This is a genomic window from Methylobacterium sp. Leaf91 (assembly GCF_001422815.1).
Lineage (GTDB): Bacteria > Pseudomonadota > Alphaproteobacteria > Rhizobiales > Beijerinckiaceae > Methylobacterium.
The window spans coordinates 131,712-146,963 of the sequence record NZ_LMMP01000004.1 but is presented as its reverse complement, the minus strand read 5'-3'; the positions used below and the strand labels follow the sequence as shown (position 1 = coordinate 146,963).

Annotated in this window: 8 protein-coding genes, 1 tRNA gene and 1 pseudogene; 3 read left to right on the top strand and 7 right to left on the bottom strand. The window is 64.3% G+C overall.

Going from position 1 to position 15,252, the window contains the following annotated elements; all coding sequences use genetic code 11:
• Positions 1-124 precede the first annotated feature (124 nt).
• The 4 genes and pseudogenes from ASF32_RS06115 to ASF32_RS06095 all read right to left on the bottom strand — a co-directional run bounded on the left by ASF32_RS06115 (position 125) and on the right by ASF32_RS06095 (position 6,927).
• Positions 125-1,726, bottom strand: coding sequence for a chemotaxis protein CheW (locus ASF32_RS06115; protein WP_056424929.1), 1,602 nt, complete (start codon positions 1,724-1,726; stop codon positions 125-127).
• A gap of 30 nt (positions 1,727-1,756) precedes the next feature.
• Positions 1,757-3,688 carry a methyl-accepting chemotaxis protein gene (locus tag ASF32_RS06110; protein WP_056424924.1) on the bottom strand — a complete coding sequence of 644 codons (1,932 nt, stop codon included), beginning with the start codon at positions 3,686-3,688 and terminating at the stop codon, positions 1,757-1,759.
• 877 nt (positions 3,689-4,565) lie between these two features.
• Positions 4,566-5,384, bottom strand: a pseudogene (locus ASF32_RS06105) (transposase); the annotation flags it as partial.
• Between the two features lie 1,453 nt (positions 5,385-6,837).
• Positions 6,838-6,927: transfer RNA gene (locus ASF32_RS06095), tRNA-Ser, on the bottom strand.
• 682 nt (positions 6,928-7,609) lie between these two features.
• On the opposite strand from ASF32_RS06095, the gene ASF32_RS06090 reads away from it, so the two are divergent.
• The 3 genes from ASF32_RS06090 to flhA all read left to right on the top strand — a co-directional run bounded on the left by ASF32_RS06090 (position 7,610) and on the right by flhA (position 11,908).
• A complete protein-coding gene (locus ASF32_RS06090; protein WP_056424919.1) occupies positions 7,610-8,776 on the top strand; it encodes a calcium-binding protein in 1,167 nt (388 codons plus the stop codon).
• A 356-nt stretch (positions 8,777-9,132) separates the two neighbouring features.
• The gene (locus ASF32_RS06085; RefSeq protein ID WP_056424916.1) at positions 9,133-9,396 is read left to right on the top strand and encodes a hypothetical protein; all 264 of its coding nucleotides are present in this window, start codon (positions 9,133-9,135) and stop codon (positions 9,394-9,396) included.
• Positions 9,397-9,754: 358 nt separating this feature from the next.
• Positions 9,755-11,908, top strand: a complete 2,154-nt coding sequence (gene flhA, locus ASF32_RS06080; RefSeq protein ID WP_056424913.1) for a flagellar biosynthesis protein FlhA — start codon at positions 9,755-9,757, stop codon at positions 11,906-11,908.
• Between the two features lie 260 nt (positions 11,909-12,168).
• On the opposite strand, the gene ASF32_RS06075 is transcribed toward flhA, so the two are convergent.
• The 3 genes from ASF32_RS06075 to fliI all read right to left on the bottom strand — a co-directional run bounded on the left by ASF32_RS06075 (position 12,169) and on the right by fliI (position 15,211).
• On the bottom strand, positions 12,169-13,224 hold the full coding sequence (locus ASF32_RS06075) for a lysylphosphatidylglycerol synthase domain-containing protein (protein WP_056424910.1): 1,056 nt from the start codon (positions 13,222-13,224) through the stop codon (positions 12,169-12,171).
• 140 nt (positions 13,225-13,364) lie between these two features.
• Positions 13,365-13,772: a flagellar export protein FliJ gene (fliJ, locus tag ASF32_RS06070; protein ID WP_027174293.1), complete on the bottom strand. Its 408-nt coding sequence runs from the start codon at positions 13,770-13,772 to the stop codon at positions 13,365-13,367.
• Between the two features lie 83 nt (positions 13,773-13,855).
• Positions 13,856-15,211, bottom strand: a complete 1,356-nt coding sequence (gene fliI, locus ASF32_RS06065) for a flagellar protein export ATPase FliI (RefSeq protein ID WP_056424907.1) — start codon at positions 15,209-15,211, stop codon at positions 13,856-13,858.
• Positions 15,212-15,252: the final 41 nt, after the last annotated feature.

The following is a 15,252-nucleotide window of genomic DNA, read 5'->3' as shown; positions in this document are numbered from 1 at the left end:
TGTCCTGTCCCGCGAAGGTCAGCCATGCCCGGGACCGACCGTCATCCGACGCCCATCGAGGGCGGCCGAACGACGGGCGGATTTCCGGAGCCGCCGGGACCGTGAGGCCGGTCCCGGCCGGGTATCAGTGCGTGACCTGTCCGATGGAAGCCGCTTCGTCGGTGTCCAGAAGCTGCAGGATATCCAGCAGCAGGATCATCCGCTTCTGATCCTCGAGGTTGGCCACCCGGCGGATCAGTCGCTTCTGCGCATCCGAGAGGTGAGGGGCATCTCCGATCACCTTGCCGGAGATACGCATCACCTCGGACACGGAATCCACGATGAAGCCCGTGCGCACGTCGCGGATCGTGAAGACCATGATCCGCTGGCGGTCGCTGCGGTCGGCCTGGGCAAGGTTGAAACGCCGCCGCTGGTCGATCACCGGCAGGACGACGCCCCGGAGGTTGATGACCCCCTCGACGAAGGCCGGTGCGCGGGGGATTCGGGTCAGCTCGTCGGGGACGCGGACGATCTCCTGCACGGCTTCGATCGGGACGCCGTATTCCTCGTCCATCAGGCGGAACACCACGAACTGTTCCTCGTCGAGGCTGTCCTGGACCGTCTCCCGCTCAGAACCGGTGCTGGTGCCCATCATCGTCTCCCCGGCCTTCACGGCCAACCGCAGATCGGCGGTGTCGAACATCCGCCCCGCCGAGAGGACCGAGACTAGGCGCTTGCCACCCTGAAGGCGGCAGATCGCCTGGATCTCGTCCATTGTGCCGTCATGGCTGAGAAGGGTCGGCATGGCCTCCACGAGGTTGCGGTTGACCCGCAGGACCTCCTTGACGCTGTCCATCACGACGCCGACCGAAAAGCCGGACTCACCGCCGAGGGACACCACCACCACCTTGTCGGTGCCGCTGAACGCTTTCGCGGGCAGGCCGAACATCTCGCGGAGCGAGACGAGCGGCAGGAGCCGGTTCCGCAGGGTGATCACTCCGAGCACGTGGCCGGGAGTGTTCGGGATCTGGGTCACGTGCTCGGGGAGCTGCACAATCTCCTGCACCTGCTCGATGGGAAAGGCGTATTCCTGCCCGGCCACCTCGAAGCTGACGAGCTGGTCCTCATCGACCACCGCGTCGACCGATATGGAGACGGATGCCGTCCCGTCCGAGCCGATGAGGCCGCCCGCCGAAGACCGCTGGGCAGCGATGGAGCTGAACTCCCGCTGCACCAGCTGCACAGAGTCGAGGATCATGACCATCGATCCGCCCTTGGCGTCCTTGATCATGCCGGTGAGCAGCTCGGTATCGACGGTGCCGCGGAGCGAGGAGGCGGGCTCGATCCGCTCTGCATCTACGGTCACCACATTGGCCATCCGATCGACGACGAAGCCGATCGGACTGCCCTGGTCGAGCACCACCACGCGGGTCGCGTCGTCGTGGAGCACCGGCGGGAAGTTCAGAACGTCCCGGAGGTTGAGGACGGGTAGGACCGTGCCCCTGAGGTTGGCGAGGCCGAGGAGGGAGCCCGGGCTGAGGGGGACTCGGACCACGGTCGGGACCCGGATGATCTCCTGGACATCCGAGAGGGAGACGGCGAACATCTCGGTCTCGATGTGGAAGATCACGAATTGCCGTGCTTCCGTAAGTGCCGCGTCCGAGACGGGCGGCGGGGCGGCGCGAGCCGCTGGAGGCGCGAACTTGGCCTCCAGCGTTTCTAACGCCTGGGCAACTGCTGGTGCCATGGGGGTGTCGTCCCTTCGAGAGAGCTCGGTTCAGGCGGCCTGGAGCTCGTCGGCGAGGGAGGCGATCTCTTCGATGGCAGCGGCGAGTTGTTCGGCGCCCTTGGCCTGCTCGCGGGCCGCGTTGCCGGCCTCGCCCGAGGTGCGCACCGCCTGCTGGGCCGCCGCCGCCACCTGTTCGACGGCGGTTTGAACCTCCGTCACCATGCGGACGATCCCGTCCGAGCCGTTCAGGATCTCGCGGTTGCCGGTGATGATGTCGCCCATCTCCTTGGCAACCAGCTCCAGGTTCTTGGAGATGATCGCCGACTTCTCCACCTCGACGACGGCCGCCTCGGCGATTTCCTGGATATCGCCGCGCACGAACACGACCGTGTCCTGAATCGCCTTGACGGTATCCTTGATCCGCTCGGCATTCTCTGCGGAATCCCGGGCGAGGTTGCGGATATCCGTCGAGACCACTGCGAAGCCCTTGCCGAACTCGCCGGCCCGTGCGGCCTCTACGGAGCCGTTGACGGCCAGCATGTTGGTCTGGATCGAGACCGTGGTGATCGCATCGACGATCTTGTCGATGCGGCGGCTGACCTGTTCCAGGGCCGCGATCTGATCACGGCTGAGGCGACCGGCCTCGACGGATTTCTGGATTCCGTTCACCATCGTGTCCACCAGGGACTTGTTGTCGGTCAGGATGTCGGCGATGGACTGCGCCTTCTCGACCGCAGCCGTCGCGAAGGCGCGCGATGTCTGGGTCCGCCGCTCGATCTGTGTAATCGCGGCAGAGGATTGCTGTGTGGCCGCCGATTGCTGCTGTGCGCCCTTGGTGATCTGGTCCAGCGCGGTCATGATCTGGGTCGACGCCCGGTTGATCTCTTCCACGGCGCTGGACAGTTCTTCCGCCGCGGAGGCCACCTCTTCGGCGCTCTTGCCGATATTGGCGCTGCTCTTGAGCTCTTCGGCGAGTTCGGAGAGCTCCTGGGACGCCTGTTCGCTCTGCGAGAGGGCCGTCGTCTGCTGCTCGATCATCTTGGCGGCCTCCTGGCAGGCGGAACCCTGCTCTTCGGCCGCCGCAGCGATGATCTCCGCGCCCTTCTGAGACTCCTTTGCGGCGATGCCCGATTCATCGGCCGCCTTCGCCATATCGCGGCACCCGGTGATGATCTCGGCCATGTCCTGACGGATGCGCTCAAGCTGCCCCGTCACGGTCACGCCCTTCTCGGCCTCGCTCCGCGAGGAGGCGGCCGAGCTACCGATGCCGTCCGCCACGATCTTCACGTCGCGCTGGATCTGGGCGACCAGCTCCTGGATGTCCCGGGCCGATTTCTCGCTGGTTTCGGCCAGGGTCCGTACCTCGTCGGCGACGACAGCGAAGCCCTTGCCGTGCTGGCCGGCGCGGGCCGCTTCGATCGCCGCATTGAGGGCGAGTAGGTTGGTCTGATCGGCGATGCGTGCAACGGCTTTGACGATCTCACCAATGGTGGTCGCCTGCCGGTCGAGTTCCTCGACAATCTTGACGGAGGCTTCCTGGCGCTCTGATGCCTTGGCGATGGCCGCGATGGTGTTGCCGATCTGGCCGGCGGTCTCGGCGAGCAGGGCGGACAGGTTCTCGGTCTTACGAAGGGACAGATCGGCATTGTCCTTGGCGGCGAGAATCAGGATTGCGCCTTGGTTCACCGCTTTCATGGTCTCCTGCGCGGCGCTGGCTGCCTCCTCGGCTCCGACGCCGATCTGCTCTGCGGCCTTGCGCAGTTCTTCCGCGGCCGAAGATGCCTCGGCGACGCCGCTGGACAGCTGCGAGGTCGCCGAGGCGATCAGCTCCGCCGCCTTCTGCTGGCGTGCGAAGGTCCGCGCCTTGCGCTTCTCGGCTTCCGCCACGAGATGCGATTTGGCCGGAGGCGAATGACCCTCATCCCGCATGCCATGGGAGACGGGCAGAGCGCGCATCGTCGCCTTCTTCGCAAGAGCCATCTGAGTAAGACCTTCCCAATGTAGCAAACGGTTGGGAAGGCTCGCTTCTGCTGAAGGCGCTCCAATCCCAAGATAAATTTGAAATTTCCCGGTAGTCTGTGGTTGGAACCAAATTTAACTTAAGTAATGTTCCGTTCCAGCACGATCCAATTGGCCTATATGAATTAAAAAACAGTTAATGCAGGCATTAAGCTCGCTTAATGGAACTCCGATAGGCAAACGTATTCAATTTTCTGAAATATAACTGCAAATAGTATCCCGCACGACGCATAATGGTGACATTAGATATCGATTGCCGATTTGGTTTGACGGGTTCCTCGGATTGAGGATCGCAAAGCGTTAATTCGCCAATTTTTGCTTCGCGATGAGGCTGAACCGCCTCTACGAATTGCTCGAGCCTCCGCACAAAAACGTGCCGTTAATGCATGCTGCAAGTCAGTCGACCTGTTTCATCATGTAATCCGTTGGACGTGCCAGAACGGGGCTGACCATGCGACCTTCTGGCTCATCATTCGAATGCAGGATGCAGACCGCCGGCGCGGACATGCGGAGCATGTCGTTGGCGATATCGAACAGGTCCGCACGTTGACCGACGTGAACCGGGAGCCGCGATCGAGCCGCGTGCTGGAAGTACTCCCCCGTCGCTGTCTGCGCCTCCGGTCCGTTTTCGTGTTGCGGCGATGAGCGATCGGTCTCGTAGGGACCTCGTTCGCAACGAGGTTGCGGGGACCGGCCCTCTATTGTCATGTGAGGGTTACACTGGAACGCAAAGCTTGAGCGAGGACGCGCCTCACCCTAGGCCCATCAGGTCGTGTTCCTTGGCGTGGTGTAGCTTGGTGAGGGCCACCACGATCACCGGCTTGGGTCGGGAGGATCGGGCTGCCAGGGTCGGCAGGCTGATGAGGGGATCATCGCCGATTGGGGCGATGCTTTCCAGGGTCATGTAGCGGGCACGTTGCACGGCCCATTCGTCGTTCTGCTCCAGCAGGATGGCGCTGACGAGGTGGGTGATGGCGGCCTCGTCGGGGAAGATACCGATCACTTCGGTCCGGCGTTTGATCTCGCCGTTCAGTCGTTGGAGGGGGTTCGTGGAGTGGAGCTTGTGACCCGGTGGGCGGCCGGGAAGCCCATGTCGGCCAGCACGTCGGGCTCCGCCGTGTCCATCAGGGTGGCGCGCTTGGGCGCTATGGGGCGAAGCTGATCGGCGAAGACGACGCGGCGGCCCGAGCGGCCGGCATGGGCGAGCACGTTCCTCATGACGCCGGAGGCGCCGCGAGCGCAGCGAAGCGAACTGGACGCGGCAGCGCTGCCAGGTGGGGTTCATCACCTTGGCCACCGAGGCCTTGATGCCCTCGTGGGCGTCCGAGATCACGAGCTTGACGCCGCGCCGGCCCCGGCGCGCCAGCTTCCGGAGGAACGCCGTCCAGAACGTCTCGGCCTCCGACGAGCCGACGTCCATGCTGAGGACCTCGCGCCGGCCGTCACTGTTGACGCCGACCGTCACGATGACGGCGGCCGAGACGATCCGGTCGTCCTCCAGCCGCTCGGCGCTCTTCTCGTCGTGGGCCGCGCCGGTGAGGCCGCCCACTTCCAGCTCCAAAAGTCGCTCGGCGGCAAAGCCGATCATTTCGCGCAGCAGATCGGTGTCGGCGCTCTCCTCCATCAGCCCATGCAGGGCCATGATCTCGTCGGTCATCGGGGAGCTCTCCGGTTCGGGGCTGGAAGTCGCAACCCGACCCTACTTGGCAACCGCCGATGACCACCCGTCAGCTACACCACTGCCTGGGACACAACCAATGGCGAACCTCATACGCGCAGAATTCCCCATATCGCGCTCCGGTTAGGAAACCGGCTGTAAGCAAGTTGCGGAATGCGAAATCGTCTGATGCATCGAGCAACTGCAGCATTTGTACGACGCTGAAGTGCACCTCGCGCGCACGACCCACGCCCTGAAAGGGCCGCACGAGACGCCAGGCGCTATCGTTAGAAAGCCTAATTGTCGGATCTCCAACGGCATGGTTGAGTAGCGCCATGACGATGCTCAGCACGCGATTAGCGGTGCCCTGACTACGTCGATGATGTTCGGCATTGAAATCCCTGTTCCCGATGCCGCCGCGTATGCTTTTTCTTTTGTCAGCCGGTCGGGAACGTAAAGTTCCGATTGAGTCTAAGCCATAGAGTGCCTTTGGTGTGCGGACCTGCGACGAGTTCATTCGAGCATCACCCGCCCGCGCCATCGGGAGCCCTGGGCCATGCGGCGTGGCACGGGGGCCCTTACGATCCCGACCAAATGGGTGAGGCCAAAATTGTGGCTACGCTCAGCAACCCCATCCAGCATGAGTGTCACCTACCGTCGTCTCGAGTGGAAGCGGTAGCGCCAGCCCTCCTCAAGCCTGCGTTCCTCCGCGCTCTCCTCCGGGAGCGGCTCCAGCCTCAGCAGAAGCACGGCGAAGCCGTTCGGCTGCAGGTACACCTGCTCTTATAGGGACGGTCTATGGAGGTCACGTTTCACGTCGATCCAGAGATCGGCACTGCACGCGGCGAAGTCGCTCGTGACGTTCGGCCGATGCGGACTGCTGTGATCGAGCGAGTGAACTGGGATCGGGCTTCCGACCGCGGAGATGATATCCGGGAAGGAGAGACTGCGGAAGTATCGCTGCACCCGGCCATTGCCCGTCACGACGATGGCGATCCGCCCGGGGTGGTATTGCATATAGGCTCGAGCCACGGCCTTCTTACCAACCGTGAAGTCGCGTGCGAGCGCAGGAACGTGCTGTAGATCTGAGTCCGATAGGCCGCCATGGCGCCCCGCATTAGGTGCCGGGGCATCAACACAAGAGCGGCGAAGCGGTTGGCCTCGACCTGCGCACCGATCCAATCCCAAAGCAGTGAGAGAGCGACCCAGCGTCGCTCGCGCGCTACCGCTTCGCTGGACGTGTCGAGCGCTCTGACAAGGTGCTGCTGACCGACCGTGACGACGAGATGGGCTGGAACCCGTACGCGAACGTACCAGCGACCACGGCGACATTGCAGATATTCAGCGCGGCGCACCGTTGGCTTCGCTGGCCACAGCCACGGTGAGACAGTGTCAAAACGTGGATTGGGATCGAAAGCTAAAAGCCGTTTGTTAACAGCGGATTATGGTCAAATGGCGGAGGGAGCGGGATTCGAACCCGCGATACCGTTTCCGGTATACACACTTTCCAGGCGTGCGCCTTCAACCACTCGGCCACCCCTCCAGTCTCACACGTCGATGCCATCCAAAGAGGCGGCGGCGATGCGCGAGTGGCGTGCTGTACAAGCCGCGTTCTCGGCGTGCAAGGGACCAGAGCACCGATCGGGTGAGGAAACGTCCGATTTCGCGATTGCTCCGGTGTACCTGTGTCTCAATGGCACCGGGCGGGCGCATCGGAACGCGGCATGCGTTGCGCCATGCGAGGGGGGCTTGGACCGCCACGCGAGGGGGTCTTAGACCGCCATGCGGCGGGTTTTGCGCGATCAGGCGCATTGCGCATCGCGGGGGCTCGAGCGTGGCCCGTCATTGCCGGTCCCGTCGTCGAGCGTGGGGATAAGACCTAGTGGTTCGTTTGGTCGTCGGCGCTCGCTTCGGCAGACCCGTATGAACAGACCGTGTCCTGTCGTTTGCTGACGTCACTTCCGTTGAAGGTCCGTTCCGGTTTGCCCGTCTAGCTAAGGCTCGAGGGGCGTGGTTTGCCGAGCATTCCATGGACGGGCGCGTCGGCTTGTAAGACGCCTTCCCAGATAGACTAGTTGGATAGCGGCTCCCCGGTTTCTAGTACTTTTTATGCAATTGCCGCATCACTTCGCATCTGGTTTCTAGAAACGGCAGATTGCGACGAGATCCTGGCGAGTTTTCGTCGTGCATAGACCTGAACGTTGCGATGCAGCGAGGAGCGGGACATGCCTTCGATCAAGTATACGCACGGCGTTGAATTCGATCCTAACGCGAGCCTTGCGATATCGATATCGAACGCGATCTATGACGATGACGGCGCAAAGTACAAATTTCGCGGTCAGATCAACAACGATCCCTATGGGAATGTGATTTCCCAGCTCTATAATGGCATCAACAATCTGTCGGAAGATTATATCCTGGAGCAATATAAAGTAAGCTTCAACATAAATTTCTCCGATACTACTGGGAATGTGACGCTGAATGGGCATGATTTCGATGACATCATTCAGGGCGGCGTGGGAGACGACATTCTTCGCGGTGGTGCGGGCGACGACACGATACGCGGCATGGGCGGTGCCGACACCTTCTGGGGCGGTGACGGCGACGACCGCCTCGTCGTAAGGGAGGCAGGCGCGAGCGTTCACGGCGATGCCGGCATGGACAAACTGTTCCTGCAGGGAGGAGACAGTTTCGTCTTCACCGACGATACGCTGCAGAATGTCGAGACCATTCATCTCGGTGCGGGCTCCGAATTGGACCTCTCCGCCGTCACGGCGGGCGTGACTATCATCCAGACCAGCAAGATCGGACTTCCGGGCACGATCGTCGGCACTCAGGATGCCGACACGATCATCGCAGGTGGTGGATACGTCTCTATCAGGGGCGGCGACGGCGACGATGTTCTCAAAGGGACGACCGGATTGCCCAGCTTCGCCGGAGAGGGTGGGAATGATGTCATCACCCTCGGCATGCGGGGCGGCCACGCAACCGGCGGCGAAGGCAATGACGTACTTGTCGGAAGCTCCGTGGCACCGAGCGCACTGCACGGCGATTCCGGCAACGATCGCATCAAGGCCGGTGCGGGTGGAGCGACGATCGGGGGCGGCGCGGATGCCGACAAGCTGTTCGCCAATTCGGGAGAGGACCTGTTCGTCTTCAGCGCCGGTTTTGGCCGCGACAACCTCTATGGCCTCGATGTCGAGAACGATCGCATCGCTGTGGCCATCGCGGGTGTGGAGTCCGGCGATCTCATGTTCCGTTCGATGAATGGCGGGCAGGATACGCTGGTGACGTTCCGCGGCGTCGAGAGCAGCAACAAGATCATCCTGCACGACGTCCACCTCGCCGACCTCAAAATGGCTCAGGACGACCTGTTCCTCTTTGGTGCGTGACGGCGAGACTGGCCGCGAGATCTCCGCCCCACCGCACGGCTCCGTCCCGAGCCGTCGACCCGCCCGGCTCAGGCCGCGGCGGGTTTCCGGCGTCGCCCGAATGCGCCGAGCATGAGAAGAGTCGGGGATGGCTTTGGACGGGGCCATGGGCCGGGACCCCGGAGGCTTCGATCTGCGCGGTAAAAGCATCACGGAAGCGCCGTCGTTTCTCGCAAGTCACGAATGACACTTTGGCACCATGATCAACATGGGTGTATGTGTTTTCGCGCAAATCCTTAAATTTTGCTTAGTATTCATTAGGTTTGGAACATAAAGGATGAGTATTTATTGACCGCCGTCAGTAACGGAGAATGCCTATGTCGAACATTCGCTTGCTCGCACTCGTCGCTCTACTCGGCATGGTCCCGGTCGGGACCGCAACGGCTCAACAGGGTACAGGGTCGCCGGGCGCCAGCGGGGCTCCAACGGGGGCCGAAGGTCAGAAGGTCGAGACCGGCAAGGAGATGACGGGCGGCGAGCGCGGCGGCGGATCGGGAAATACCGGAGTCCCCGGTGGCTCTCCGGCAGCCGATGGTAACAAGACGCAGGATAGCCGGACCACCAAGACCCGCGATCGCTGATCTGCCCCTGCCTCGTTCCGGCCGGAGCGCTCTGCGCCGAAGCGGATTCCGGTTCGGCGAAAAAGAGCGCGGCACCAGGAAGGCCTGGAGATGTGCCCCGGCCCGACGTGGTCGGGCGCATCTCTCGGCGGATCACTCCGCGCCCAGCAATCGATGCTTTCGGCGCCGTATTAGAGGCGGCCGAGAGCGCTCTCTTCTGGAAGCGAGCCTCCCTCCCCTCCTAGCGCCCCTCCCCTCAAGCCGGTTCGGTCGCCAACGAGCCGGATTTGGTAGTGGCAGTCCTCAAAAATTAACTCTTCGCTAACCCTGAGCCCGGCAATTCTTGCCGGGTCCACGTGGGACGTGAAGGGTGTCGAGTATGAGCGAGACGGGCGCCGCCGCGCCGGCTCAGGGGCCGGGTCTGGGGCAGTTCGCGAGTTTCGCGATGCCCAACCGCGCCAACCTCACCGCTCTGTCGAAGCGCACCGACCTGTTCTTCGCCACCGCGGTGATGGGCATCCTCACGGTGCTCATCTTCCCGCTGCCGGCCTTCCTGCTCGACCTGCTGCTGGCCGTCTCGATCATCATCTCGGTCATCATCATGATGACGGGCCTGTTCATCGACAACCCGCTCGAATTCACCGTCTTCCCGACCCTGCTCCTCGTCGCGACCCTGTTGCGGCTGGCCCTGAACCTCGCCTCGACGCGCCTCATCCTCGGCCATGGCCACGAGGGAACGGCGGCTGCAGGCCACGTCATCGAAGCCTTCGGCAACTTCGTGATGGGCGGCAACTTCGTCATCGGCATCATCGTGTTCGCGATTCTCATCATCGTGAACTTCGTCGTCATCACCAAGGGTTCGGGCCGTATCGCGGAAGTCGCGGCCCGCTTCACCCTTGACGCGATGCCCGGCAAGCAGATGGCGATCGATGCCGATCTCTCGGCCGGTCTCATCGACGAGAAGGTGGCGAAGGCCCGGCGCGCCGCGCTGGAGGAAGAATCCTCCTTCTTCGGTGCCATGGACGGTGCCTCGAAATTCGTGCGCGGAGACGCCATCGCCGCGCTGCTCATCACCTTCATCAACGTCATCGGCGGCATCATCATCGGCGTGGCCCAGCAGGGCATGCCCTTCGGTGCCGCCGCGAAGACCTACACGCTGCTCACCATCGGTGACGGCCTCGCCAGCCAGGTTCCCGCCCTCATCGTCTCGACGGCGGCCGGTATCCTCGTCTCGAAGGCGGGCGTGAAGGGATCGGCCGACAAGGCGCTCGGCAAGCAGCTCGCCAACTACCCGAAGGCGCTCGGCATGTCGTCGGGCGTGATGGTTCTGCTCTCGCTGCTGCCGGGCATGCCGATGCTGCCCTTCCTCGCCCTCGCCGGCGCTTCGGGCTACGCCGCATGGCACTTCGCCAAGGTCGCCCGCGAGGCCCCGCCCCTCGATTCCGACGGTGCGCCGATGGACGCCACCGCCGTGGCCGCCGCCCAGGCCGCCAAGGAGGAGACGGTGACCGATCTCCTCAAGCTCGACGATCTGAAACTGGAAATGGGCTACGCGCTCCTCGCCCTCGTCAACGGGCAGGAGGGCCAGGACCGCCTGACGGACCAGATCAAGGCCCTGCGCCGCCAGCTCGCGGCGGAACTCGGCTTCGTCATGCCCTCGGTCCGTATCCTCGACAACGTCCAGCTCGATTCCAACGCCTATGTGGTCCGGGTGAAGGAGATCGAGGCCGGCACGGGTCAGATCTTCCCCGGTCAGTTCATGGCCATGGACCCGATGGGCGGACAGGTGCAGCTGCCCGGACAACACATGCTGGAGCCGACTTTCGGCCTGCCCGCCACCTGGATCGACGCCTCCCTGCGCGATCAGGCGCAGCTCAAGGGCTACACCGTGGTGGATGCGGCCACCGTGGTCTCGACCCATCTCACCGAGATCATCAAGGCGCATGTCTCCGAGCTTCTCAACCATGTGGAGGTGCAGAAGCTGCTGAAGGAGCTCTCGAAGGACCACGCCGACCTCGTCAAGGAGGTGGTGCCCTCGCAGATCGGCACCACGGGCATCCAGCGCGTGCTGCAATACCTCCTCGCCGAGCGGGTCTCGATCCGCGATCTCGGCTCCATCGTGGAAGGCATCGCCGAGGTGGCGGGCCATGTGAAGAATCCGCGCGACATCGTCGAGCATGTCCGCGCCCGTCTCGGCCGCCAGATCTGCGCGCAGTACCAGGGGCATGACGGCATGCTGCCGATCATCACCCTCTCGCCGCTCTGGGAGCAGGCGTTCCTCGAATCCATCGCCGGGGAGCGCGACGAGCGCTACCTCGCGATGCAGCCCTCCAAGCTGTCGGAATTCGTCAACACGGTGCGCGACCGCTTCGAACAGGCCGCGCGGATGGGCGAGATGCCGGTCCTCGTCACCTCGGCCCAGGCCCGGCCTTTCGTGCGCTCGATCATCGAACGCTTCCGCCGCGAGACGGCCGTCATGAGCCAGGCGGAGATCCACCCGCGCGCCCGGCTGCGGACGGTCGGTTCGGTCTGAGGCCGAGATCCGGAATCACGGTGAGGGTCTGCCCGACCGTACCGCGGCGCTCCTAAAGACTCCTTGAGCCGTTTTCCCAAAGCTCTGCCTCATCCTGAGGTGCCGCGTAGCGGCCTCGAAGGAGACGTTCAGAGATCTCGCGACCACTGGAGGTCTCCTTCGAGGCCTTCGCTGCGCTTCGTCACCTCAGGATGAGGTGAGCTGATTGGATGATGGACCTTGGCACAGGTACCCAATGGGACATCCGAACGATCGGATTCTCAGAGCGGCTTCTTCTCCAGCCGCTTCTCGATCCTGTTCGGATCGATGCCCGGAGCGACGACGGGGGGCGCGGGCACGGCGGAGGCCGGCGGCGCTTTCGCGAGATCGGCCAGGCGTGAGCGCTCGTAGAGCAGGACGACCACCACCGAGATGAGCGCCGGGATCCAGAAATAGAACACCCGGAACACGATGACGGCCGCGATGATCGCGTCCTTCTGGCCGGGATCGGTGATCTGCATCGCCGTGATGAAGACGAGTTCGAAGACGCCGAGCCCGCCCGGGGCGTTCGAGACCAAGGCGACGGAGAACGAGGCGAGGAAGATCGCGATGACCGCGATCGGGCCGGGATTCACCGCTTCGGGCAAGGCGAAATACAGGATGCCGGCGGCGCCGAGCAGTTCGAGGGGGGCCGCCAGGAGCTGGCGTCCCATGATCGCCGGGCGCGGATATTCGAGCTTGAACTTGCGGATGTGGAGCGGCGGAAGGCGCAGGATCGACCCGGCGACGTAGAGCGCGACGAAGGCCAGAAGGCCGATGCCGACGATGAGCGCGGTCTTCGGGTCGGTGAGGAAGCCCGGCAGGATGCCCTTGAGCCGCGAGAGCAGCTGCGGCTCGACCACCAGGACGACACCGCCGAGGAGGACCGTTCCGAGGAAGAAGGTGAAGGAGCAGAGAGCCACCAGCACCGCCACCTGGGCGGCCGAAAGGCCCTTGGCCGTATAGGCCCGGTAGCGGACCAGGGCGCCGGAGAAGACCGAGGCACCGATATTATGGGACAGCGCGTAGGTGGTGAACGAGCACACCGCCACGAAGAACCAAGAGATGCCGCGCACCCCCAGATGCAGCAGCGCGATCCGGTCGTACCAGGCCAGGGCCGCATAGGCGACGAGGGTGGAAAGCCCGGCCAGCACCATGCGATGCGGCGGAATGGCGACGATAGCCGCCCATACCGCCGCCATCGAGGTCGTCTTCAGCTCCTGGTAGAGAAAGTAACCGGAGATGGCGATCGCCAGGATGCCGATGAGCGGCCAGGCGAAATCCTTGATTGTCTTCATCACGAACCGGTCATGCCCCCACAGCCCAGCCTACCTGCACGACCGCGAGGAGCATCGCAAGCGAGACGGCCGGCCCAGGCATTACCCGGACAGATGTCATGTGAACATGACGACTTCGTGCCGCCCGCCGCGCCGCTCGTTCAGGCGCGGATGCGGGAGAGGCCGATACCATCCATGGCGGCCTGATCGCGGGCCGCCTCGGCGACGCGTTCCGCCGTGCGCTCGCGATCCTCGAGGATCTCGATCTTCTTGAGCTCCTCGAACGCCTCGCCGAGCTCGGCCTTGGCGTCCGTGAGCTGGCCTTCCAGGGCGAGCGCGGACTGGCGCATGTTGTCCCGGCGGGTCGCGGCGGCGCGGGCATAGGTCGGATAGGCGAAATGGCCGGTGTCGGTGATGCCCGCGCGGCCTTCCTCGTAGGCGACCTCGCGGTCGAGCTCGGACGCCATCCGGTTGAAATCGGCCATCATCATCTCGATTTGCGTCACCCGCCGACGCTTCTCGTCGACCTGGAAGCGGCGCAGCCGGATCAACGTGTCACGCGATTTCATATTGAGGGTCCCATTCCACGCCACGCACGAAAGGCCGGCGCCGTCGGCGCCGGAGACGAGAGAGAAGACGTTCCGGACGTCACTCAGGCGCCGCCGACGATCGCTGCCAACCGTTGGTAACCCTCGCCTATCGAGGTTGCTTCTTCCTTACTCTGACCCAGAAAAGCCTCGATACTTGGCATCAACCCGACGGCTTCGTCCACTTCCGCCGACGCGCCGGCCCTGTAGGCGCCGAGTCTGATGAGTTCCTCCATGTCGGCATAGGTGGAAAGGATGCGCCGGGCGCGCCTCACGGTCGGCAGATGGACGGGGTCGCAGGAGCGCGGCATGGTCCGGGAGACGGAGCGCAGGACGTTGATGGCCGGGTAGCGTCCCCGCTCGGCGATGCCGCGCTCCATCACGATATGCCCGTCGAGGATGCCGCGCACCGCATCGGCAACGGGCTCGTTATGGTCGTCGCCCTCCACCAGCACGGTGAAGAGGCCCGAGATCGCGCCCTGCCCCGTGCCGGGTCCGGCCCGCTCCAGCAGGCGCGGCAATTCGCTAAACACCGTCGGCGTGTAGCCCTTGGCGGTGGGCGGCTCGCCCGCGGCGAGGCCGATATCGCGCTGGGCCATGGCGAATCGGGTGATCGAATCGATCATGCAGAGAACCTGCGCGCCCTGATCGCGAAAGTACTCGGCCATGGCCAGGGTGACGTAGGCCGCGTTGCGCCGCATGAGGGCCGGCTCGTCCGACGTCGCCACCACCACCACCGAACGGGCGAGACCGGCGGGGCCGAGATCGTCCTGGAGGAATTCCTGCACCTCGCGCCCGCGCTCGCCCACGAGGCCGATCACCGCCACATCCGCCGCCGTGTAGCGGGCGAGCATGGAGAGGAGGACGGACTTGCCGACCCCGGAGCCGGCGAAGATGCCCATGCGCTGGCCGGCGCACATGGTGATGAAGGTGTTGATGCAGCGGATGCCGAGATCCAGCGGCGGGCCGACCCTGCGGCGGGCATGGGCCGGCGGCGGATCGGCGCGCAGGGGGTAGATGGCCGGGCCGGGCGGCAGCGGGCCGAGCCCGTCCACCGGTCGGCCGAGGGCGTCGATGGTCCGCCCGAGCCAGCCGGCGGAGGGGCGGATCGCGCCGGCGGCCTCGTCGCGCACCATGGCCGGACAGCCGCGCCGAACGCCTTCGAGCGAGCCGAACGGCATGGCCAGCGCCCGGTCGCCCTGAAACCCGATGATCTCGCAGGGGACGGCGCCCCCGCCATGCTCCACCATGATGTCCAGGCGCCCGCCGAGCCGCATGGCAGCGACCGGCCCGGCGACCTCGACCAGCAGGCCCTTGATCGCCACGACGCGACCGAAGGTCTCCAGGGTCTGGATGCCGGCGAGTGCGGCCTGGGCCGCAGCGAGATTCAGCGTGGGAGAAACGCGGGGCCGGTCCGTCATCTGCGCGTCTCTCAACGATTCATTTACCTCCCTCCTTAACA

Bases quoted from the DNA above. Each gene is read 5' to 3' on its own strand.
- ASF32_RS06115 (WP_056424929.1), bottom strand. From the start codon at position 1,726: ATGGCACCAGCAGTTGCCCAGGCGTTAGAAACGCTGGAGGCCAAGTTC.
- ASF32_RS06110 (WP_056424924.1), bottom strand. From the start codon at position 3,688: ATGGCTCTTGCGAAGAAGGCGACGATGCGCGCTCTGCCCGTCTCCCAT.
- ASF32_RS06090 (WP_056424919.1), top strand. From the start codon at position 7,610: ATGCCTTCGATCAAGTATACGCACGGCGTTGAATTCGATCCTAACGCG.
- ASF32_RS06085 (WP_056424916.1), top strand. From the start codon at position 9,133: ATGTCGAACATTCGCTTGCTCGCACTCGTCGCTCTACTCGGCATGGTC.
- flhA (WP_056424913.1), top strand. From the start codon at position 9,755: ATGAGCGAGACGGGCGCCGCCGCGCCGGCTCAGGGGCCGGGTCTGGGG.
- ASF32_RS06075 (WP_056424910.1), bottom strand. From the start codon at position 13,224: ATGAAGACAATCAAGGATTTCGCCTGGCCGCTCATCGGCATCCTGGCG.
- fliJ (WP_027174293.1), bottom strand. From the start codon at position 13,772: ATGAAATCGCGTGACACGTTGATCCGGCTGCGCCGCTTCCAGGTCGAC.
- fliI (WP_056424907.1), bottom strand. From the start codon at position 15,211: ATGACGGACCGGCCCCGCGTTTCTCCCACGCTGAATCTCGCTGCGGCC.